At 42.1% G+C, this 23996-nt stretch carries 21 protein-coding genes; 5 read left to right on the top strand and 16 right to left on the bottom strand.

The features are described from left to right. Nucleotides 1–128 precede the first annotated feature (128 nt). The gene (secA, locus tag M72_RS09240; RefSeq protein ID WP_055068009.1) at nt 129–2702 is read right to left on the bottom strand and encodes a preprotein translocase subunit SecA; all 2574 of its coding nucleotides are present in this window, start codon (nt 2700–2702) and stop codon (nt 129–131) included. 207 nt (nt 2703–2909) lie between these two features. Here secA and M72_RS09235 point away from each other — a divergent pair, with 207 nt between their 5' ends. After that, entirely contained in the window at nt 2910–3170 is a 261-nt protein-coding gene (locus M72_RS09235; protein WP_022045896.1) for a TIGR03905 family TSCPD domain-containing protein, read from the top strand. Between the two features lie 55 nt (nt 3171–3225). Here M72_RS09235 and M72_RS09230 read toward each other — a convergent pair whose 3' ends face one another. The 9 genes from M72_RS09230 to M72_RS09195 form a co-directional block, all read right to left on the bottom strand. After that, nucleotides 3226–3807: a dipicolinate synthase subunit B gene (locus M72_RS09230; protein WP_055068008.1), complete on the bottom strand. Its 582-nt coding sequence runs from the start codon at nt 3805–3807 to the stop codon at nt 3226–3228. Continuing rightward, nucleotides 3783–4652: an NAD(P)-dependent oxidoreductase gene (locus M72_RS09225; RefSeq protein ID WP_055068007.1), complete on the bottom strand. Its 870-nt coding sequence runs from the start codon at nt 4650–4652 to the stop codon at nt 3783–3785. Before M72_RS09225 ends, M72_RS09230 begins: the two co-directional genes overlap by 25 nt. Nucleotides 4653–4716: 64 nt before the next feature. After that, nucleotides 4717–6036, bottom strand: coding sequence for an aspartate kinase (locus tag M72_RS09220; protein WP_055068006.1), 1320 nt, complete (start codon nt 6034–6036; stop codon nt 4717–4719). Between the two features lie 63 nt (nt 6037–6099). Further along, nucleotides 6100–6591, bottom strand: a complete 492-nt coding sequence (locus M72_RS09215; protein ID WP_055068011.1) for a metallophosphoesterase family protein — start codon at nt 6589–6591, stop codon at nt 6100–6102. Nucleotides 6592–6688: 97 nt separating this feature from the next. Further along, nucleotides 6689–6865, bottom strand: coding sequence for a hypothetical protein (locus tag M72_RS17145; RefSeq protein WP_022045891.1), 177 nt, complete (start codon nt 6863–6865; stop codon nt 6689–6691). A 148-nt stretch (nt 6866–7013) separates the two neighbouring features. After that, on the bottom strand, nt 7014–7799 hold the full coding sequence (locus tag M72_RS09210; RefSeq protein ID WP_261291809.1) for a histidinol-phosphatase: 786 nt from the start codon (nt 7797–7799) through the stop codon (nt 7014–7016). A gap of 141 nt (nt 7800–7940) precedes the next feature. Further along, nucleotides 7941–8201 carry a hypothetical protein gene (locus M72_RS09205; RefSeq protein ID WP_055068005.1) on the bottom strand — a complete coding sequence of 87 codons (261 nt, stop codon included), beginning with the start codon at nt 8199–8201 and terminating at the stop codon, nt 7941–7943. 250 nt (nt 8202–8451) lie between these two features. Next, on the bottom strand, nt 8452–9741 hold the full coding sequence (locus M72_RS09200; protein WP_055068004.1) for an MFS transporter: 1290 nt from the start codon (nt 9739–9741) through the stop codon (nt 8452–8454). Beyond that, on the bottom strand, nt 9731–10579 hold the full coding sequence (locus tag M72_RS09195) for a zinc dependent phospholipase C family protein (RefSeq protein ID WP_055068003.1): 849 nt from the start codon (nt 10577–10579) through the stop codon (nt 9731–9733). The genes M72_RS09200 and M72_RS09195 overlap by 11 nt, the downstream gene beginning before the upstream one ends. Before the next feature lie 174 nt (nt 10580–10753). On the opposite strand from M72_RS09195, the gene M72_RS09190 reads away from it, so the two are divergent. Next, on the top strand, nt 10754–11920 hold the full coding sequence (locus M72_RS09190) for a cation diffusion facilitator family transporter (protein ID WP_055068002.1): 1167 nt from the start codon (nt 10754–10756) through the stop codon (nt 11918–11920). A 7-nt stretch (nt 11921–11927) separates the two neighbouring features. On the opposite strand, the gene M72_RS09185 is transcribed toward M72_RS09190, so the two are convergent. The 3 genes from M72_RS09185 to M72_RS09175 all read right to left on the bottom strand — a co-directional run bounded on the left by M72_RS09185 (nt 11928) and on the right by M72_RS09175 (nt 17886). Further along, nucleotides 11928–13802: a methyl-accepting chemotaxis protein gene (locus M72_RS09185; RefSeq protein WP_176694778.1), complete on the bottom strand. Its 1875-nt coding sequence runs from the start codon at nt 13800–13802 to the stop codon at nt 11928–11930. A 226-nt stretch (nt 13803–14028) separates the two neighbouring features. Continuing rightward, nucleotides 14029–16119, bottom strand: coding sequence for a polyphosphate kinase 1 (gene ppk1 / locus M72_RS09180; RefSeq protein WP_416389707.1), 2091 nt, complete (start codon nt 16117–16119; stop codon nt 14029–14031). Between the two features lie 78 nt (nt 16120–16197). Continuing rightward, nucleotides 16198–17886: a Na/Pi cotransporter family protein gene (locus M72_RS09175; protein WP_055068000.1), complete on the bottom strand. Its 1689-nt coding sequence runs from the start codon at nt 17884–17886 to the stop codon at nt 16198–16200. Nucleotides 17887–18173: 287 nt separating this feature from the next. Between M72_RS09175 and M72_RS09170 the strand changes: the two genes are divergently transcribed. The 3 genes from M72_RS09170 (at nt 18174) to M72_RS09160 (ending at nt 21805) form a co-directional block, all read left to right on the top strand. Further along, on the top strand, nt 18174–19595 hold the full coding sequence (locus M72_RS09170; RefSeq protein WP_055067999.1) for a TFIIB-type zinc ribbon-containing protein: 1422 nt from the start codon (nt 18174–18176) through the stop codon (nt 19593–19595). After that, entirely contained in the window at nt 19588–20373 is a 786-nt protein-coding gene (locus M72_RS09165) for a TPM domain-containing protein (protein WP_055067998.1), read from the top strand. The genes M72_RS09170 and M72_RS09165 overlap by 8 nt, the downstream gene beginning before the upstream one ends. Before the next feature lie 100 nt (nt 20374–20473). Next, entirely contained in the window at nt 20474–21805 is a 1332-nt protein-coding gene (locus M72_RS09160) for an ATP-binding protein (protein ID WP_055067997.1), read from the top strand. 499 nt (nt 21806–22304) lie between these two features. On the opposite strand, the gene M72_RS09155 is transcribed toward M72_RS09160, so the two are convergent. The 3 genes from M72_RS09155 to M72_RS17140 form a co-directional block, all read right to left on the bottom strand. Next, a complete protein-coding gene (locus M72_RS09155) occupies nt 22305–23012 on the bottom strand; it encodes an ABC transporter permease (protein ID WP_055067996.1) in 708 nt (235 codons plus the stop codon). A gap of 3 nt (nt 23013–23015) precedes the next feature. Then, a complete protein-coding gene (locus tag M72_RS09150) occupies nt 23016–23645 on the bottom strand; it encodes an ATP-binding cassette domain-containing protein (RefSeq protein ID WP_055067995.1) in 630 nt (209 codons plus the stop codon). Between the two features lie 93 nt (nt 23646–23738). Next, nucleotides 23739–23885 carry a hypothetical protein gene (locus M72_RS17140; protein ID WP_171029098.1) on the bottom strand — a complete coding sequence of 49 codons (147 nt, stop codon included), beginning with the start codon at nt 23883–23885 and terminating at the stop codon, nt 23739–23741. Nucleotides 23886–23996 lie beyond the last annotated feature (111 nt).

Here is a 23996-nt window from a genome sequence, read left to right as displayed (position 1 = left end):
GTTTTCGGAATAAATTTCATAAACACAAAGAAAAATGCTCCGAGAAACGGAAGTTTCTCGGAGCACTTTGTCTACGGTCTGACGTGGAAACCATGATGGTTTCCACGTTTTTGTTATCTGCTTCGATTTTATACAACCTTACGTCCGCAGCACTGCTTATATTTCTTACCACTGCCGCATGGACATGGATCATTCGGATATACCTTGGCGTGTTCACGCTTCTTCGGTGCTTTTGCCGCACTCTCGTCCTTATTGGTCCCGGTTACTTTTGCGACCTGCTCACGCTCTACCTTCTGCTCTACCTGTACATGATAGAGAAGACGAATGGTATCCTCCTGAATACCCGCGATCATTTCATCGAACATATCAAATCCGGCCATCTTATACTCAACCAGCGGATCTCTCTGTCCGTATGCCTGTAATCCGATACCCTGACGGAGCTGATCCATATCGTCGATATGATCCATCCACTTGCGGTCGATCACCTTCAGCAATACGACACGCTCCAGCTCACGGAACTGCTCGATCTCTGGGAATTCGGTCTCTTTAGCTTCATATAAAAGCACTGCCTGTTCTTTCAGATGCTGCTTTAATTCTTTGACATCCTTGATATCTTCGATATTTTTCTCTGTAACAGGTTCAAGAGGAATCACCGGCAGAAGAATTTCATTTAATTCATTTAAATTCCACTCTTCGCGCGGAATCTCATTCGAAATACAGGTATCGACTGATTTCTCCACCTGTTCCTGAATCATCTTAAAGATCGCATCACGCATGCTGTCTCCATTTAATACGGACATACGCTCTTTGTAAATGATCTCTCTCTGATCGTTGTTTACCTGATCATACTCTAACAGATTCTTACGAATACCATAGTTGTTGTACTCGATCTTTTCCTGTGCCTTCTCGATGGCAGAAGTAAGCATCTTGTGCTGAATCTGCTCACCTTCCGGAACACCAAGTGCGTTAAATACTGACATCAGACGCTCGGAACCGAACAGTCTCATCAGATCATCTTCCAGAGAAATAAAGAACTGGGATTCACCCGGATCTCCCTGACGTCCGGCACGACCACGCAGCTGATTATCGATACGGCGGGATTCATGACGCTCGGTACCGATGATCTTTAAACCTCCGGCTTCACGTGCATCCTCGTCCAGCTTGATATCGGTACCACGACCAGCCATGTTCGTAGCGATGGTAACCGCTCCGTGCTGTCCTGCCTGTGCAACGATCTCGGCCTCCTGCTCATGGAATTTTGCATTCAATACGGTATGCGGAATTCCCTCACGCTTTAACATTCCGCTGATCAGCTCGGAAGTCTCAATCGTGATGGTACCAACCAGAACCGGCTGTCCCTTCTCATGTGCTTCCTTGACTTCCTCAACAACTGCTTTGAATTTTTCTTTCTTCGTCTTATATACCGCATCCTGATGATCGATACGTGCAATCGGACGGTTGGTAGGAATCTCAATAACGTCCATGCCGTAAATATCACGGAACTCTTTTTCCTCCGTCAGAGCCGTACCGGTCATACCGGCTTTCTTCTCAAATTTATTGAAGAAGTTCTGGAATGTAATGGTTGCAAGTGTCTTGCTCTCTCTCTTAACCTTTACATGCTCTTTTGCCTCGATTGCCTGATGCAGACCATCGGAATAACGACGACCCGGCATGATACGTCCGGTAAACTCGTCAACGATCATAACCTGATCCTCTTTTACCACGTAATCCTGATCGCGGAACATCAGATAATGTGCACGGAGCGCAAGGATCACATTATGCTGGATCTCCAGGTTCTCCGGATCTGCCAGGTTATCAATATGGAAAAATTTCTCAACCTTTTCCACACCCTGCTGTGTCAGATTCACCAGTTTGTCCTTTTCATTTACGATAAAGTCTCCGGTTTCTTCCTGCTCAATTCCCATGATGGCATCCATCTTGGAATACTCCGGTACATCCTCACCACGTGTCAGCTGCTGCGCTAAAATATCACATGCTTCATATAATTTGGTGGACTTTCCACTCTGCCCGGAAATAATAAGAGGTGTACGCGCCTCATCGATCAATACGGAATCGACCTCATCGATGATCGCATAGTGTAGGCCTCTCTGTACCAGCTGCTCCTTGTAGATCACCATGTTGTCACGCAGGTAATCAAATCCAAGTTCGTTATTTGTAATATATGTAATATCGCAATTGTAAGCGTCACGGCGCTCATCGTTGCTCATATCATTCAATACAACACCAACGGTCAGTCCGAGGAATTCATGCACTTTTCCCATCCACTCGGAATCTCGTTTTGCCAGATAATCATTGACGGTGACGATATATACCCCTTTGCCCTCCAGCGCATTCAGATAAGCCGGAAGTGTAGATACCAGTGTCTTACCTTCACCTGTCTTCATCTCTGCGATACGTCCCTGATGCAGGATAATACCACCGATAATCTGTACTCTGTAATGCTCCATGCCAAGCACACGGCTTGCTGCCTCACGTACGGTCGCATACGCTTCCGGAAGCAGATCGTCAAGTGTCTCTCCTTTTTCCAGACGCTCTTTATATTCTTTTGTCTTTCCCCGTAATTCTTCATCCGAAAGTGCCTTCATCTCGTCACGATAAGATTCCACTTTATCTACGAGGGGCGTAATTCGTTTCAACTCCCTGTCACTGTGTGTACCAAAAATTTTAGTCAATGCACTCATAATATATTTTGCTCCTAACTCGCATAGAATATAGGTATTGTACCACTTTCTCCACATTTACACAACTCAAAGGCCATGAATGTTTTATAAACTTTTTATGAACGAACGGGATTCTGCTATTGAAAATTTGTAAACAGCTTGCTATGATAAGAGAACGATTATTGTATTCCAAACACAAGGAAGAAACAGAAAGGAAGGTAACAACCCATGTCTTATATTTACAAAACAAAAGGCACCTGTTCCACACAGATCGAAGTGGAGCTGGACGGAAATATTGTTAAAAATGTTAAATTCACCGGCGGCTGTCAGGGAAATCTTCAGGCAATTCCCCGTCTGGTTGAGGGCATGACTGTTGAAGAAGTGGAACGCCGTATCTCCGGTATTCACTGCGGCATGAAAAACACCTCCTGCGGTGATCAGCTTGCCAAGGCATTGCGCGAAGCCTATGATGCACAAAAAAATGCATAATACCATTACCGGATTATGTAAAAGCCTCCCCAGACAGATCTGTCTGGGGGCTTTTTTATCCCCGTACCACCGGCTGCAACTGCTTTCCTTCCAAAGCTGCTGAAATCGTCTCCGGCAAAAGTTCCATTTTTGCCACCATCGAATTTGGTTTTTTTTCATAATTATCCTGTGCGAATGGCACAAAATAAATATGTTTCGTATTCATCAGCATCCCGATATTTTTAAAACTGGCTCCCAGTGCATCGTTGGTGGATATGGCAATTACCAGTGGTTTGCCATTGCGCATATGCGCTTTGGCAGCCATCAGAACCGGAGTATCGGTGATTGCATTCGCCAGCTTCGCCGCAGAATTTCCTGTACACGGCGCAATCGCCATCACATCCAGATATCCCTTCGGTCCGATCGGTTCTGCCTCCTGAAGTGTGCGGATTCCAGGGTTCCCCGTTATGTCACAGACTTCTTCCATAAACTCTTTTGCCGTTCCAAACCGCGTATCACAGTTCTGCGTCTGATAAGAAAAGATGGGAATCACATGTGCTCCCATCTCCGTCAATCTCTGAATCTCTTTCCTGGTTTTTGCGAATGTACAGAAAGAACCGGTAATCCCATACCCTATATTGCGATTTGATAAATCCATGTCTTTGCCTCTTTCCTGTCCTGCCTGATTTTACTGTGTTCAAGAATTGCATCTGCCAGCACTTTGGCACTGCTCTTTGTCGTATACAGCCCCGGAAGTCCCAATGCCGCCACAACTTTGATTCCATATGCCTCCGCTGCCATCAGATCCGTACCGCCGGGTCTTGATGCAATATCAATGATCACGGCATCCGAATGCATTTCACGGATCATCGGCTCACGGATCACAAGTGCCGGAACCGTGTTTACAACCGTGCGTGCCCCATATGCTTCCTCCGGTCCGTATGAAAAATCGACTGCCTCATGTCCTTCCGTTCGTGCCAGCCGGCGTGCCTCTGCACTCCTTGCCAGCACTGTCACTTTCGCTCCCATCGCAGACAAAACCCTGGCGATCTCCCTGCCGCATCTTCCATACCCGCTGACAATAATTTTCTGCTCCCGAATAGAATAATCACTGTATTTTAGAATTTCAGCAACCGTTGCTTCTGCCGTAATACATGCGTTGCGGTGCACAACCACCGCATCTGTCATCATATCATAATATTCCGTTCCCGCATCCTCACAGCGCTGCCTCCATTCCGGTCCGAAAATTCCTCCAAACAGCATCCAGTCCCTTTCTTTTTCCCTCGTCAGTTCCTCCTTTAATATAAGGTTTACATCATGGTTTCTCTCAATCTTTGTAACAGGAACCGGCAGCACAAGATACCTGCTGTTATCCAGCACTTTCAGCGCCTCTTCCTTTTCCACTCCCCGTCTCCAGTCCAGTCGGTGTATCTTTCCCGGAAGACATGCGGCAAGATTGCTTTGTCGCTGATCCGTAACAAAAATCACGATATTTCCGGTCATATAAAAACGCTCCCTTCCATATAACATATGAAAGAGAGCGTCATAAGGTGCAGAATCATTATTACTAAAGTCTGGTCTCTACAAAGATATCGTAGATTGCCTTGATGGCAGCCTCGAAATCGTCATTGCTGACACCAATAATAATATTTAACTCGGAAGATCCCTGGTCAATCATCTTGACATTGATGTTCGCATGGGCCAGTGCAGAAAAGATTCTGCCTGCAGTACCGCGGGTAGATTTCATTCCACGTCCCACAACCGCGATCAGACCCAGATCAGCTTCCAAATCAATCACATCCGGATGGGTCAGACGGCGGATGGAGCTGATCACCTGCTGCTCCTTGCCTTCAAACTCTTCCTGATGCACAAATACGGTCATGGTGTCAATACCGGATGGCATATGCTCGATCGAAATTCCGTTTTCCTCAAATGCCTGTAATGCTTTACGACAGAAGCCGACTTCGGAATTCATCATATCTTTGTCAATGCTTACTGCGACAAATCCTTTTTTACCGGCAATACCGGTAATCGTGTATTCCGGTTTCTGGCAGGTACTCTCTACGATCAGGGTTCCCTCTGCCTCCGGATCATTGGTATTGCGGATATTGATCGGAATGCCGGCCTTTCGTACCGGGAATACCGCGTCCTCATGAAGTACGGAAGCTCCCATATAAGAAAGCTCTCTTAATTCGCGGTATGTGATCACATGGATCGGCTGCGGATTGTCAATGATACGCGGATCTGCCACGAGACATCCGGATACATCTGTCCAGTTCTCATATAAACTTGCATGACATGCTTTTGCAACAATGGACCCGGTAATATCCGAACCGCCGCGGGAGAATGTTTTCACCCTTCCGTCAGCACCAATTCCATAAAATCCCGGAATGACAGCTTTTTCACATTCAGAAAGCTTCTTCGCCAGAACCTTGTCGGTCTTGTCTGCATCCAGATTTCCTTCTTCATCAAAAAAGATTACGGTTGCAGAATCGATAAACTCATATCCAAGATAATCTGCCATAAGAATACCATTCAGATACTCTCCGCGGGAAGCCGCATAATCCACACCGGCTTTTTCCTTAAAGTTTTTGGAAATTGTCTTAAACTCCTCATCCAGCGTTACTTTCAGTCCAAGTCCGTTGATAATGGAATCATAACGCTCTTTGATCTTCATGAGAGGAACACGGAACTCCTCGCCTGCCTCTGCTTTCGCGTAGCATGCATATAACATATCCGTAACCTTGGTATCTCTGGAATTACGCTTTCCAGGAGCACTCGGCACTACATATTTTCTGGATTCATCCGCACGGATAATATCGCCAACCTTGGCAAACTGCTCGGCACTCGCCAGCGAGCTGCCACCAAATTTTACAACCTTAACCATTTTTAACTTTTCTCCTTCAAGAATAATAACTTCTGCTATTATACTTCTACCGTCTGGCTTTCGTCAATTATTTTCTTCCAGATAGATCACATCCGTTGCGATCGTATTGCTTGATCCGTCCACCTGCAGAATCCCGTATGATGGCGGTATTCCGTAAGGTGGCTGTCCGATGCTTCCCGGATTCATATAGGCGATCCGGTTGTGTTTGTCATAAAAAACCCGGTGGGTATGCCCGAACAGTGCAGCATCAACTTTCCGCTCCTCTGCCGCATATTCCAGATTCAGATATCCGGCTTTTACATTAAATGTATGCCCATGGCAGATCAGTATTTTTTTTCCTTCGATCAGTAGAATCCGTTCCGGGATGTCCTGACGGCAATCACAGTTTCCCGGCACCTGTTCCATTATCGTCATAGGAAATTTCCGGTGCAGCTGTTCTGCATCCGCCCAGCAGTCCCCCAGATGAATGATGATGTCCGGCTGTAACCGGCTGACTGCCGTGACCATATTATTTACATTTCCGTGCGAATCACTGAGTACCAGAATTTTCTTCATATAAAGCATACTCCTTTTCCTTTAAAAAGCAAAAAGACCTTTGCTCCGGCATCCTCGCCAAGGCAAAAGTCTTTTCTCCTTCTCATTTCAGCGATGACTATCCCAGTCGCTTCCACTGCTTACTACATTTGTAGTAGGAATAAAACATGCAGTGTTCCGCCTGCTCACAGCGCTTTGGTGCAGTCTCAATGCTGCACTGGCAGTTTACAATTGCATCTGCCTTCCCCTTACAATTTCCCTTTAACATGACATCGTCTAAAACTTCATCTGACATACTTCTTTTTGCTCCTTATTACTACCAAGTTTTGTTCACGACGGCTTTCATTATACAATATATGGTAGGTAAAGACCATAGGTCAAATCTCACAAATAGACCTGCCTGTTTTGTAAAAATTTTCACTTGACGAAACAGGAAAAATGCGCTAGAGCTCCAGCTTATTTATTAAGTTCAAATTATACTTTTCTGCCAATTCCATACATTTTCTGTAAGAATCCACATCCTGAATATGTCTCACACAATGGGCATCCAATCCGAGAATTGCTTTATTTCCGACTTCCCCGGCAATCTTCCAGAAACGCTCTGCCGGATAATGCCTTGCCCCTTCTCCCATGCCGAGCATATTGATCTCCAATGGGATGTCCAGTTCCTTCATTTCTTTGCACAACCGGGTCATCTCCCAGTCGTATACCGAATCCATTCCCTGATAATTCATCAGATCCGGATGGGCAAGATACGCATAGCTTCCGGTCTGCATCCCTTCGATTACGAGATCCACATATCTGCGGATACGGCTTTCATCCTCCGTCTCTGTCCCTGTATATGGTCCGTTTTCTTCCGATCCCAGGAAATGCTGCCCCATGATCATATAATCACATCCGAGGTTGCGGAACATCCGCATCTGTTCTTCGTAAAATTCCGGAACATACTCCGCCTCAAATCCTACATATATTTTTATCTGATCCCGGTACTCCGCTTCGAGCCTTCGGATCGTCTCCACATATTCCGGCGCCTGTTTCATGGTCATCCGGATATTGGATACATATCCGTCCTGATAGGGGCACGGCACATGATCGGAAAATCCGAAAATTTCAATTCCCATGGAAATCGCTGCTTCAATATATTCTCTCTCCGTATCATAGGCATGCTGGCACCGCCATGTATGTGCATGATAATTTGCTTTTAAAAATTCCATTCTGTTGTCCTTCATCCGTTTATTCGCCTATCATTTTAACATGGAATACGTTTTATGACAACAAAAGACCGTGTGCATCCTCTCATGCCCACACGGTCTTTTATTATTTCAAATACTCAAATAAATTACTCCCTATTGTTTAAATGAACAATATTTCTATTTTTTTTTTCGACAAAGAACATATATAAGCGCAACGAAAGCAAAAAGAGCAGTTGCCATTATATGTCGGCTATTTGATTGTGGAATTTTTATGAACATACAAAAAAGTGTTACAATCAGTGCTGGGATTTCTATGATTGATAAAATAATAATAGATGGTAAAAAATCTTTTTCTCCGCCCTTTTTCATATCAATTCCTAACACAGCTACAATACAAAGAGGAATTATTTCTGACATTAATTCAAAACCATAATTCATATGCAATCTCCTTATTTTTCTTAATGCCCCCACCGCCTAGACCAAGAAACATTTTTTTTCAAAAGAACTTTTTCAGAAGAATCAGAATAATTTAGTCTGCACAACCTTTTGTAAGTTGCAACTAACATTAGTTTACCACAATTATCAAATATGTCAATGATTTCTTCAGATTTTATCAAATATTAATTAAATATTAAATACATTTTTATATCATTTTCTATTACAAATTCACATCATATATTGTATTACTTTAATCATGGAACATCTGCTGTTCCATGATAACGTTCTCCTGATTTTTCGTACTTTCCGATCCACTGTGCTCTGTTTTCATAAAAAACAGTGCTCCTGCAAGGAAAAGAAATACGATCGCGGATACCCCGATGTTTATACTCCCAAAAGCCTGGGAAGTCAGTCCGACCACCGTCGTTCCCATAAAGGATGCTCCTTTTCCGCAGATATCCATCAGACCAAAATACTCTCCGGAACGCTCCGGCGGAACAATTTTTGCAAAATAAGACCGGGACAGTGCCTGAATGCCCCCCTGGAACATTCCCACAAAAATTGCCAGCACCCAGAACTGCCACTGTGCCTTCATAAACACGGCAAAAACGGTAATCCCCGTATACGCAGCAATACAGGTTAAAATCAGCTTTCCGGTATCGTATTTTTCCGCAAGCCTGCCAAACAGAATGGAAAACGGAAATGCAACAAACTGTGTCACAAGCAATGCAAGAAGCAGTCCTGTGGAATCCAGCCCCAGGGCAGAACCATACGCCGTTGCCATATCTATAATCGTATAGACTCCATCAATGAAAAAGAAGAATGCTATGAGAAACAGAAAGATTTTCTTTTGTTTCCGTACACTGCGCAGCGTTTCTATGATACGTCCAACGCTTTCCCTCATGGCATGCGGTTTCCGCTCTACATAATGAACCTGGCGATACTGTTTCATTAAAGGAAGCGACATCACAAGCCACCACACCGCAACCACGGCAAACGCAATCATCATTCCTGTTTCAAAAGAAAATCCCATTTTCTGATACCCAAGTACAAAAACAAGACTTACAACGAAAGGAATACAGCTTCCTGCATATCCCCAGGCATATCCGGAAGAAGAAACCCGATCCATCCGCTCCGGGGCTGTCACATCCGAAAGCATGGAGTCATAAAAAACCAGACTGGAATGAAATCCAACCTTTGCAATGATAAAAATTACCAGAAACGAAATCCACCATGTGGTCAGTCCCATCAGCAGACAGCCGGCGCACCCGACCAGAATACACGATAAAAAGAGCGGCTTTTTGAATCCCCTGGTGTCTGCCAGCGTTCCCATAACCGGTCCTAAAACTGCAACAATCAGTGTGGAAATGGATGCCGCATACCCCCAGTATGCCAGATAATCCACATCCGAAACTCCCGCATTTTGCGCAAGATAATTAAAGTAAACAGGAAGTATTGTGGAAACCATCAAAACAAATGCCGAATTGCCCACATCATAAAGGATCCAGCTTTTCTCCTTTTTTGTCAATTTAAACTGCATGTTTTACCTCTTTTCCATTTTGTACAACCTCTTTTCCAACCAGCTGTGATCCAAAACTATAATCAAAGATAGGTTCCAATCCCCTGCTCCCATCCAGATAAGTGCCAAACTGGCTGATCATCCGCAGGGCACTGAGTTTTGCCTGACGGTAATACTGCATCAGCTGCCGGTTGCTGTCTTCACACTGTGGATTTTTACGGTAATTTACAAGCAGACCGTGCATTTCTTTGTAATTCCCGGAAACATACAAAAGTGCATAAATAAAGAACCGCCTGATTCTGGATGGCGCAATCAGCATGTTATTATAGGTGATCATTCCTTTTAATGCTTCCCGGACATCTGCCGGTGTCGTTTTCGGATAAAACCAGCGGATCACTTCCGCATTTTCCATACACGGGACAATATGTTCCGTCAGATTCTGCCGCAACGGATCTTTCCCATCCATAAGCATAAGCATACGGTCAAACTCTACTTCAATTTCCGTATGGGAAATACCACTTGCTGCAATTTTCTCATCAATATACCCATGGCAGCTTACATCAAGTGCAAAATGGTTAAGCACTCCATAGGTGTATGCCAGAAATGGTTCTTTTTCCTTCTGGCTATTAATTATATTTTTGGCTCTTTCAAAAAATTCTTTTCCGGAATGTCCATGCAAATCATATCCGATCTGGTTGACCGGATTCGGTCTTAATGGCTTATAGTAAAACAAAATATCCGGTCCGTGAAGTCCGATCAGATACAGCTGTGGATATTTCTCAATGATTTTTCTCTCATTCCCTTCGAGTTCCCTGCGGACCTGCTGTCCAAGCCGGTAATGTGCATACGTTGACGGCATGATTTTTTCTCCCCTTTCCCTGTCATTTTTATATCCAATTATATGCCGGCTCTGTAAATTTTGGGATGGTGCATGTATAAAATGCAGGTAAAATTTATATAATTTGACCTTTTCCCAAACGTAGCATATAATAGGAAAAACCAATGGACATGTATGATTCTTGGGGGGATATCCATGATTACAATGTTAGCGAAAATCTTTATCAAAAACCGTCCGGCAAAAGAACAACGGCAGGCATATGGCACCCTGTGCAGTATCGTTGGAATCTGCTTAAATGTCTGCCTGTTTGCCGGAAAATATTTTGCCGGAATGTTAAGCGGTTCCGTTGCCATCACAGCGGATGCATTCAACAACCTGTCCGATGCCGGTTCCTCTTTTATTACACTAGCCGGATTTCTTTATGCCGGGAAAACTCCGGATTCGGAGCACCCGTTCGGACATGGGAGGTTTGAATATGTGTCGGGATTTGTTGTAGCGATTGCTATCCTGATGATGGGATTTGAACTTTTAAAAACTTCCTTTTCCAAAATTCTGCATCCGGAAGCCGTAGACACAAGTCTGCTTGCCATGGGAATTCTGGTATGCTCCATTCTGGTAAAAATCTACATGTACTGTTACAACCATTATATTGGGAAAAAACTCGATTCGGATGCCATGCAGGCGACCGCCATGGATTCGCTTTCCGACACCATTGCCACCTCTGTGGTTCTGGCAGCCATGATTATTATGCGCCTGACATCCATCAATGTCGATGGATTTGGCGGTCTGCTGGTAGCCATTTTCATCCTCTATGCCGGAATAAAAGCGGTCAAAGACACCATGGATCCGCTTCTCGGAAAAGCTCCGGACCAGACATTTGTCCGGGAAATCCGTGCCATTGTCATGTCCCATCCCAAAGTACACGGTATCCATGATCTGATTGTTCATGACTACGGTCCCGGCCGCCGCATGATCACCCTGCATCTGGAAGTTCCGGGGGATGAAGATGTCTTTCAGCTCCATGACATGATCGATCACATTGAACGGGAGCTGGATCAGAAACTCGGATGTGAAGCCGTCATCCACATGGATCCGATTGAAACCAATAATGCCGCAATTGCCCAGATGCAGCAGCAGGTAGAACAAAAGGTTCTTGAAATTGACCGCCGTATTACCATCCACGATTTCCGCCTGATCAACTGCGATACCCACACAAGCATTGCCTTTGACGCGGTCATCCCCTATGGTATGCGGATCCGTCCGGAAGACCTAAAGGAAAAAATTGAAAACAAGCTACAGGAAATCGAAGGAAACTACCAGTTTATGATCCATGTGGATCAAAGTTATGTACCTGTAGACTAGCACCCTCTCATGTGTTATCCCCTATCTGAAAACACATGAGATCTTCTTTCAACTGAACAGATACCTCATTACATGCGGTAATTTCCTTCTCAATCTGATGTAATGCTCCAGCCACTCCGTTCGTGTTTTCTGCAATATTTGTAATCTCATCCTCATTACCATCCATCGTTGCGGAAATCTGAGTGATTTTTCCATCCATATTTGCAAACGAGTCTTTCAGTTTGGATGCATGATCGGCAAATTGCAGCATCATTTGGGAAATTTTTGCTGCATCCCCATAATAATTGCCAGCCACATCCACAAATACATCATAATCTTTCAATATATTAGAATCCAAATACGCAAGCAGAGCATTTGCATCCGTATTCAGATGGGTCACTGCTTTGGATACAATCTCACATACCTCCTGAATTTTAGATGCTGTATTTCCACAATTATCCGCAAGTTTGCGTATTTCCTGTGCTACAACAGCAAACCCTTTTCCTGCCTCTCCGGCACGTGCTGCTTCAATAGAGGCATTTAAAGAAAGCAGATTGGTATTCTCTGATATTTCAAGGATTTCCTGTGTCAAATCATTAATCTGATTGGTTTTTTTACTTTCCTCCATAGAAGAAAGCAATCGATCCCTGATTTGTGTCAAAATCTGTAATGCCTGTTTCTGTCCCTGTTGTACCTGATCTTTATAATTTTGTGCTTTACTTTTCATTTCTGTAGTATAATCATTTCCCTCACCTGCATAGGCAGCAATGGCTGAAGCAAATTCAAGATTTTTCTCGGATCTCTTTTTCAGATTATCTGCCGCCTCCGTTACTTCTTCAATGCCTGACGCAAACTGGTTCACATGTTCTGAAATCTGATCAATTTTCTGATTGGATTCATGAATGTGATTGGATACTTCTGTCACTGTACTTTCTAACTCCGTTGCATTCGTCCCAAGGCTTTCCAATATTTGCTTCAGAGCATCAGCCAGAGAATTTACAGCATTATAAAGTTCATGAACTTCTTTTGTTTTTTCATACGAGACAGACTTTCCCCTCTCTATTTGTGTGTCCCCGGAAGCAAGCCTCAACATCTGGGAAACAATCCAGTTCACCAGACCATTAACCCTTCTGGAAAGAAGAATGGTGCCAAAAATTCCTGCCATGCAGGATATCACAATTCCAACCAATGCAACATATAAAATTCCATACATTACATGGAATGCTTCTTTTACCGGTGAAACAACACAGATTTCCATATTATGAATTCCAAGGGGATAATAAGAATATAAATACTTTCCATAAACTGTACTTCCTTTTTTCCCTTCTTTCATTTTTGAAGCAATTTCTGCGTTATCATGAAATTTTTTCTTTAATACGATTTCTGCCTTGGGATGTGCAGAGATCGTCCCATCAGAATTTGTCATAAAAGCATAACTGTGGTCTGTCACTTTATTATTTAGTATGTCTGATACAGCCTCCAGACGTAAAAAGCCAATAAGAACTCCCACTTCTTTTCCGTCCCGGAAAATCGGTGTTCCGATCCCAAGTACTGCACGTCCGGTACTGACAGAAATTTGCGGCTCACTGACATAAGTTTTCTTTGTTTTCCATGGTTGCTGAAAGGTATCTTCCTGCGCAATAGAATACCCATGTCCCTCTTTTCCTTCTGTATGCACCTGTTCGGTACCATACTGGTTTGTAATAAGAAAATGTGACCAGACATCTTTCTCCTGCTGTTCCATCAGCTTATGAAGATACGGCTCTGCCTGTGTATAATCTAAAGATATAACCGATTCCTGCAGTGCTGCCGTCTCTACTACCGCAGCATATTTTCCAATCTCTGTATTCATTTGATTTGCAATCATACTGGCAACTGCCTGATCATTTTTTCTGGAATCCATCCTTACTGTTTGAAATGCGTATATAACAATTATAAGCAGAATTGCAAGAAATGGAATAAGAAATGTAAATGATAAATCTTTCAAAAACGATATTCTTAAGGAATATCTTTTCCTCGTTTTTTTCATCTTTTCCTCCACATGCTTTATTTTTTATATTATAAAGCATGTGGGAAAAATGTACTATCACACAATAGTAAAGTGAACGTAAAATTAAATTTACAATATATTATTTTCTATCTTCTTTTTGACATGCCTCGTAAGCATCCTGAAAGAAAATCTCCTGTGAGTTTACCGGCTCCTCATTGATATGACGGTCCTCATAAATGCCTTCGGCATTCTGCTCTTTTCCCTTCTCATCATCTTTCATGATGGTATCAAAAATATACCGGATGCGCTCCCGGATTGCAGGATCATAAACCGGAGCTGCCACTTCCACGCGGCGCACCGTATTTCTCGTCATAAAATCGGCAGATGCAATGTACATCTTTTCCTCATCCCCCACACCCAAACGATAAATTCTGGAATGTTCGAGATAACGTCCAACGACGGAAATCACCCGGATATTTTCCGTCACGCCCGGAATCTGTGGCTTCAGGCAGCAGATGCCCCGCACAATCAGATCAATCTTTACACCGGTCTGGGAAGCCTCAATCATCTTATCAATCAGGACTTTATCCGTCAGGGAATTAATCTTAACCCCGATATAAGCCTCTTTTCCGGCTTTTTTATTTGCAATCTGCTCCTCCATCATCTCAAGGACTTTGTTCTGCAGGCATTTCGGTGCAACCAGAAGTTCCGAAACCTCATCCACCGTTTCTCCCTGCTGTAATGCAAGAAACACTTTTGCTGCATCGGCACCGATTGCCTGATTTGCGGTAATCAAAGACAGGTCCGTGTACAGTCTTGAAGTTTTCTCGTTGTAATTTCCGGTTCCAATCTGCGTGATGTACGCATAACTGTCCCCTTTTTTCTGTGTGATCAGGCAAAGCTTCGAATGTACTTTGTAATCGCCCAGTCCATACAGAATCTGGCAGCCGGCATCTTCGAGCCGGTGCGACATCTCAATGTTATTTGCCTCGTCAAACCGTGCCCGCAGTTCCACAAGTACCACCACTTCTTTTCCGTTTTCCGCTGCCTCAATCAGCGCATCAATGATCTTGCTCCGGTCTGCGACACGATACAATGTCATTTTGATGGATACCACATCCGGGTCTTCCGCTGCATCATTCAACATTTTGATAAACGGTTTCATGCTCTCAAACGGATAGGAAAGCAGAACATCCTTTTTTTCCACCTGTGACAGGATACTTTCATGCATGGATAATGCCGGAGTCTCCCGTGGGCTTCTCTTTTCATAGAACAGTTCTTTCTGGTCACGCAGATAATTCTGCAACGTAAAAACAAACGAAAGATCAAGCGGTGTCTTTACATTAATAATATGACTGGTTCCAATTTCCAGAAAATTAGACAGTTCCTGCTTTGCTTCATCATTGATCTTACGGCTCAGTTCCACCCGGACGGGATCCAGACGGACACGTTTTTTGATAAGCTGCTCCATCATATCCCGGTAATCCATATCTTCGTCATACAGATCATGTGCATCAATATCTGCATTCCGTGTCACACGCATAATGGATTTCTCGCGAATGGTATATTTCGGATACAATTTTGAAATAAAATGCAGAATCAATTCCTCAGACAGCATAAAACATCCCGGTCTGGTCGGTATCTCAATCAGACGTTTGAACACACTGTTGGAACACGGAACAATTCCGGTCTTTTTCTTTCCTTTCTGTGATGTCAGGAGCACAATTGCATACAGCTGCTTATTTGCAAGGAACGGAAACGGCTGCTGTTTTCCAATGACCATCGGAGATAAAAACGGTGCAATATGTGCGTCAAAATATTGTTCAAGAAGTCTTCCTTCTTCATTGGAAAGACGGTTAAAATTGATAATCCGGATTCCCTTTGGCTCAAGTTCTCCCATGAGCTGTTCATAAATTTTTGCCTTTTTCTTTTCCAGCAGACAGACACGGGCTAAAATTTCTTTTACCTGTTCCTCACTGGTCATTCCGGTCTTGTTTTCAATTACCTTTTCTTTTGCATTCATCTGCATCATGAGTGTACCCACGCGCACCATGAAAAATTCATCCAGATTCGTCTGGTAAATGGATGCAAAAGTCATGCGTTCTGCCAGCGGTACCCGCGGATTTCCCGCTTCATTTAAAACTCTCTCGTTAAATTGCAGCCATGACAATTCTCTGTTTGTATAACATTTTTCGTTCTTCTTCATTTGATTGGTCTCCTGTTTTTTTATCCTCTGCCGGATTATATTTTCTGCCCGTTTCAGCTGCCCTGCCAGCTGATGCCAAAACCGATTCCATATGTACATGCCCTAATCCTCTGCAAAAAATGCCTGCATAGTTACATTTTCCTTTGCTACCTCCACAAGATTTACACAACTGTTCCCGATCCGGTCAATATTATGGAGCACATCATTAAACGGAATAGTAAGTTTGGAATCGCACTTTCCCTTTCCCACTCTGGCAATATGGTTTTTGCGCATTTTTTCATCCAGCTGCATGATGTCTTCTTTTTGCCGCATCAGTTCTTTGATATCCATATCCACATCCCCAGAAATCGCACGGATGCAGCTTCCGTAAATCATCTGGATCTGTTCCATTGCCTTTTTCAGTTCCTTTAAGGCTTCTTTGGAATACTTATGTTTTCCTTTATTCTGTTTTGCCACGGTTTCCATGATTTCCCTCGTCAGTTGCCCGATCCGGTCAATATCACAGAGAATAGACTGCATACCGGCACTTTGTGATGCCTGTTCCTCGGTCAGCACACCTCCGGAATACAGTGCTGCAAAATAATCATTAATGGACGCATACAGTTTCTGCAGTATTTTCGCCTTTTCTTCTACAATTCCTGCATTTTCTTTATCAATCTTTCCGTTTCCGGACTGCAGTTTTCCGATCATTTCATCTACAATTTTTGCGCAGTACATTACTTCTTTTGCCACCAGCTGCAATGCTGCTGCCGGCTGTGCAATCAGCTTGTTATCCAAATAGTTTGGATTTTCCAGTGCTTTAACTCCCATTTCCTTCCCATCCGGTACAAGTTTCATCACAATTTTTACCATCAGAGGAATGAGTGGAATCCAGATCAGCGTCATGACAAGGTTAAATCCCGTATGGGCATTTGCAATCTGCCGTGAAATCACATCAATTTCGTTTCCCTTCGGCGAAATGAACTGAATCAGGGCTGCATACGGTTTTACAAGGAACAGGAATAAGATTGCTCCCGAAATATTAAATACACAATGGGCAAACGCCGTCCTTCTGGCATCTTTTGGCTGTCCGATAGATGCCAGCACTGCGGTAATCGTTGTACCGATATTGTCTCCCAACAGAATCGGGATGGCACCGGCCAGTCCGATGATACTGGTCACACCGTCCGGTCCTGCCTGGGATGCAAAATTCTGTAATACGGCAATCGTTGCACTGCTGCTTTGTACGACAAGTGTCATCATCGCTCCCACACATACCCCAAGAATCGGAATATGGGACACTTTTCCAATCATGTTGACAAAGAATGCACTGGATGCCAGCGGTTTCATCACATCCCCCATCGTCTCAATTCCAAGGAATAACAAACCAAATGCGAAAATTGTCTGTCCGATATTTTTCACCTTTTCTTTCTTTGAAATAAAAGAAATAAGAAATCCCGCAAAAATGAACAGATAAATATAATCCGTTATTTTAAATGCAATAATCTGCGCCGTCATGGTCGTACCGATATTGGCACCGAGAATAATGGAGATCGCCTGTGGCAGCGACATCAGTCCTGCGCTGACAAAGCCGATTGTCATAACCGTTGTTGCGCTGCTGCTCTGTAACACCGCTGTCGTCAAAGCACCTGCAAGTACACCAAGAATCGGATTTTTTGTAAGCAGGGCAAGGATTTTCTTCATCTTTTCCCCCGCTGCTTTCTGCAGGCACTCGCTCATCATATTCATGCCGTAAATAAAGATTGCCAGACCTCCGACCAGTCCGAAAATAATTTTCATCGTCTCGTTCACTTATGGTTCCTCCCCATTTCTTTTCATAAACTTTACACTCCGTATACTTTTTTTCTGAGATTGTAATAAGTTTATCATCGGAGTGTAAAATCAAACCATCCCAGAATGTAAACCCTGTGTAAAATTTCTGTAATGCTGTAAAATTGCTGTAAATTTGCGTAAAGTCTGTAAAATCCCTGTAAATCGGTATTTTCAGGCTCTATGACTTTAAACCCATTGTAAAAATATTTCCACAATGCTAGAATAAAATAGTTACAAAGGAAAATGTTTTGGAAAGGGAAAACACTATGCTATCATGTCCAAACTGCGGAGGAAATCTCAAATTTGACATTCCTTCCCAGCAACTCTCATGCGAGCATTGTCACACACTGTTTGATCCTTATGATTTTGATGGGAAAACAAGTGATGCCGAAGAATCAAAGACATTCGACGGAGATTACGAGGTCACGATCTTTACCTGTCCGCAGTGTGGCGGTGAAATCTTAAGTACCGACAATGCAGCTGCCGGTTTCTGCAGTTTCTGCGGAGCCTCCACGATTCTTTACAGCAGAATCAGTCACGAAAAACGGCCCAATTATATTATTCCGTTCCAGAAGACAAAGGAACAGTGTAAGGAAGCGTACGCACGCCGTATGAAACATTCCATTTTTGCGCCAAAAGAACTCCGCGATCCTTCTTATATCGATAGTTTCCGCGGAATTTACATGCCTTACTGGGCATTTTATATCTCCCAGAAAGGTTCTCTCTCGCTCAATGGGAAAAAGACTTCCCGCCGCGGTGATTATATTATTACCGATCACTACGCACTTACCGGGGATCTGGATGCCTACTACAAAGGTCTTTCCTATGATGCCTCATCCTCTTTTGATGACAATATCAGTGAAGAACTGGCTCCTTATAATTTAAAAGGCATGAAAGCCTTTACCCCCGCCTATTTAAGCGGATTTTACGCGGACACTTCCGATGTGGATGCAAAAGTATATCAGGGCGATGCCGAATACACTGCATCTGCGGAAACAACCGGGCGTATTGCTTCTGACGGGACATTTGCCGGTTTTACCATGGATACCATCCGTCCTGAACAGCTCCATACAAAAACAGAAACCATCGACAGTACCATGTTTCCGGTATGGTTTCTATCCTACCGCAAAAAAGACCGTGTCGCTTATGCAACGGTCAACGGACAGACCGGACTGGTCGTTGCGGATATCCCGATTGATCCGAAGCGTTATCTGCTCGGTTCGCTGCTTCTGGCAATTCCGATCTTTGCTCTTTTGGCATGGTCGGCATTTTTACAGCCCTCTTCCCTGGTAATGACTACCCTGCTTTTGTCACTGCTTTCCATCGGTGTCTATTGTTACGAATGCGTTTCTATCCACCAAAAAGATACCGGGGCAAATGACCGGGGCAAAATGTTCATCCAATCGAAGAAAGCTTCTGCTGCAGACAAACCGAAAACCCCTGAAGCCCAGCCGGAGCTAGCCGCAAAAACGAATCCGCTTGGCTGGATTCTTCCGCTCTGTGCTGCGGTACTTTCGTTTGGGGTATGGTTCCTGCATCCGGTATCGGATCTCTACTATTACGGAGCCGCAATTCTTTCCATGGCTGCCATCCTCGTATCGTTCATCAGTATTATCCATGCGTATAATCTGTTGTCCACCCGCCGGCTGCCACAATTTGACAAACAGGGAGGTGATGACCGTGCGTAAAATAAAACGTATCCTTACGGCATTTGTATTTTGTCTGATACTCTCCGCCAGCACCATACCGGTTTGTGCATCCGCAGTTTCCGCTTCCAATGAGGAAACCGGCTACGTTTATGTGCTGGATGATTCTGCGGATTTTCTGACAGACTCCCAGGAAAACAGTCTGCAAAAGCAGCTGTATGACCTGACAGCATACTGTAATGTGGCTTTTGTAACCACAACCGAACACAGTAAATCTTCCACCGAAGATTTTGCTGCAGATTATTTTGATGATGTCTTTGGTCCGCATGCCAACGGTACGATCTTCGTCATTGACCGCTGCCTGAATGAGATTTATCTCTACAGCGATGGACAGGCGCACAAAATCATCACCAATTCCCGCGCACGTTCGATTACCGATAACACTTATACCTACGCGCGCGACAAAGATTATTACACCTGTGCCAATAAGACATTTGCCCAGATAGAAACGCTGATGCAGGGCAAACGAATTGCAGAACCGATGCGCTACCTCTGCAGTGCGCTGCTGGCCATTGTTGCTGCACTGTTTCTCAATCTCTTTTTCGCGCTGTGGAGTTCACGTTCCCACAAGGCAGACCGCAGACAGGTGATGACCGGATTGTATGCACAGATGCAGATCAATAACCCGCGCACACAATTCATCCGCCAGTCGCGTACTTACAGTCCGGTATCTTCCGGCAGCAGCGGTGGTGGTCATTCCGGCGGCGGCGGTGGTGGCGGTGGCGGCCACTCCGGTGGTGGTGGCGGTCACAGTATATAATCCTGTAGAAAATGCGCATTTGTGGTAAAACAGTGCTTTAAAAAATGCGCATTTGTGGTAAAATAACAATATAAAAAATGCGCATTTGTAGGAGATGTTTATGTTTAAGCGAAAAATATATGACAAGCTCTTAGCCTGGAAGCAGGAATCTGCAGGAAAAACAGCACTATTGATAGAAGGAGCCCGTCGAATTGGGAAATCTACTGTTGTGGAAGAATTTGCGAAAAATGAATATGACAGTTATATTCTGATTGACTTTTCCACGGCATCCAAAAATGTCCGTGAACTTTTTGAAGATGTTTCCGATTTAAATTATCTGTTTTTACAATTACAATTTCAATACAGAACCGATCTGATAGAACGAAAATCACTGATTATTTTCGATGAAGTACAACTTTGCCCACTGGCAAGACAGGCAATTAAATCGCTGGTCAAAGATCATCGCTATGATTACATTGAAACAGGTTCCCTGATTTCCATCAAAAAAAATGTGCAAAATATACTTATTCCAAGCGAAGAGCGAAAAATAAGTATGTTTCCGATGGATTATGAAGAGTTTTTATGGGCGCTAGGCGATACCACAACTCCGGTTCTTTTGCAAAAATTATTTACCGCTCAAAAACCGGCAGGCGAGAGCATGAATCGAAAACTCCTTCGGGATTTCCGTCTATATATGCTAGTTGGCGGAATGCCACAGGCTATAGATGAATATATCCAGACGAACAATTTTCGCAAAGTGGATGCTATAAAACGTGATATTTTAAGTTTATATGAGGATGATTTTAAGAAAATAGATGCAACCGGAAAGCTCTCTCTTTTATTTGACTCCATTCCGGCACAGCTGAACAAAAATGCTTCCCGCTATCAGGTATCCAGCGTTCTCTCCAATGAAAGAGCTGACACAATTTTAGAGCTGATTGCAGAACTGAAAGATTCCAAAACTGTTCTCGTATCCTATCATGCAAATGATCCAAATGCCGGCATGGCAACCAACAAAGATTTATCAAAATTCAAGTTGTTTCTCTGTGATACCGGATTATTTACGACTTTAATGTTCAAAGATAAGGATTTTACAGAAAATATTATTTATGAAAAACTTTTAAACGACAAACTTGGAACGAATCTTGGATATCTGTATGAAAATGTCGTGGCACAACTTCTGCACTCCAATGGAAACGAGCTGTTTTACCATACATTTATGAACAAAACCTCACATCATAACTATGAGGTCGATTTTCTTCTTGCACAAAAAAATAAAGTTTGCCCGATAGAAGTAAAATCATCCGGTTATAAAACACATAAATCTCTGGATGCATTTTCACTGAAATATTCCGACCGTATTCTACAGAAATATCTGGTATACACCAAAGATTTCTGCAAAGACGGTGATATTATATGTCTTCCAATTTATATGGTTCCTTTTATACATTAACAAAACAAGGGCAGCTTCTCATACTGCCCTTGTTGATATTATTTATTTTTAACAATTTGATATGTATGATAGCATACTTAATAAGATAAACATAATTGTTCCTCTTATAAAATCATCCATTTTTTCTTTTATCCTACCCATTCCTTTATTTGTTTTCCCCCTAAAAGTTATGTATGCGTAATATCCATCGCTCTTTACTATCGGTATAAAATTAATTAATAAGTTTGATATAACCAAATAGCAATACGGCAATAACTTAGGATATAAATACATCACCCCTAAAACAAATAAACAATTAGTAAAGTTTCCCGCTAAATACACGGCTATACGTTTATATTTAGGCAACAAATAGCTATATGATGTATCTACATAAAAGGCTGGATATATAAACACAAATTTAAATCCTACTTTTTTTAGATAACGTTTTACCAATTACTCTGCCTCTGGAATCACAACACATTTTGCATTACAATTTTCTGTCAATAATATTCCGCATGAATTATATTCCATTTTTCTCCCATCTCCTTCTAAAAATATAAACAATACAAAGAACAACTCCAAAAACTCCGATTGAATATCCTATATTTTCTCCAATTGTTAAATATTTTGTATTCCCTGTATTAAAATATTTTCCCAATTTCAAATAAACGCTATTTGCAGCATCATAACGTGCAAATAAACTTAAATGAGCATCTGCCGTAGCAACTATAATAGAAAACAGCCAATACCCAAAATTCACCATATAGCCAACCATCATGTTCTTAAACAAAAATCCCCATAATCCTTCCAGTAAAACCTGAAAACATATTACACTTTCAAAATACACGACCATTATCGGCAAATAGGAAAAATCCATATAGATAATACCTACAATCAATAATCCTATAATGGTCGGAATACTGATACAAAAAAAATTAATTATTAACTTCTCAATAAAATATTGAAACCAATTATATCCCATAACTTTATAGAATAAAATGTTTTTATTTTTGTAATCTCTGGAAAATGTCTGTATAATAAGCACTGGAAATATAAGCATTCCAAACTCGGTATAAACCGTATAAATACTATTATATAATTCAGCAATTGTCGGATTTGTAATTTTATCAAGACTCGCCAATAAAATATAGCCTAGCCAAAAGCAGATTGCAGTCGTAATAAAGCAAAAAATATAATATTTATTTTTTATAGTTTTTCTAATCTCCATATTTCATTTTCCCTTTATATATCTATCTATTACTTCCTGTTTTGAAGAAATTTTCAACATATTTCTTTCTGAAACATAATAATATTCTCCAGGCATATATTCTAAATCAGATAAATTATGTGTGATATTAATAATGACACCATCGAAAATTTTTAGGTACTCATTAATAAAATTATAAAGATCTAAAGTACTGTTTTTATCCAGTGCAGTCGTAAATTCGTCTAATATAATTACGTCTACCTCTGCACTCAAAAAAACATATAATTTTACTTTCTGTTTCTGTCCGTCACTCATTTTTTTAATTGCTAAATTATCTGGAATTAAATTCAATTTTAACAATTGATATATATTAGTCACTTTATCATGTTTAAAGCGTTTTTTTAATAATTGCGTGATATCTCTAATTGAAAATTCTCCTGGAATATTGCTACTGCTCCCAATCAGAATTGCATTATGATTTCCAATTATTGTGCCCTCATGCTTCAGCATACCTACACAAGATTTTCCAAAACTTGACTTTCCGCATCCGTTATTTCCTAATATATGACTTATCATTCTATTTGCAAATAAAACATTTACATTTTCAAATAATATATTATTTTTTATTTTCAATCCGTAATTTTCAAGTTTCACTATGTACTCCTTATTCATACGAAAACTTATTTGATAGCCATATCGGCTTAGTCAAATAAGTTTTCGTCTACTATTTTATTAACTTTTAAATATTTAGCCTTTACTTCCCACAATAACTTTAGCATTTGCGCTTATAAAATACCATAAACTTCTAATGTTTTCCAATTTCAGATCCTCCAACTTATTTTTCATCACTTCTTTGTTTGTTTCTTTGTTTTCTTTAAAATCATTAATCTTCATAATTCTTACCTCACATAATTTGATTTTTTTAGGCGTTTGCGAAACGCCACAGACCGCATAAATACGGCATTTTTTGTTACCAAATTAAAATAACTCCTCACCGGATATGGT

Source organism: Roseburia faecis, assembly GCF_001406815.1.
Taxonomy (GTDB): Bacteria; Bacillota; Clostridia; order Lachnospirales; family Lachnospiraceae; genus Roseburia; species Roseburia faecis.
Note: the sequence above shows the minus strand (reverse complement) of the source record. Positions and strands in the feature narration are given on the sequence as shown.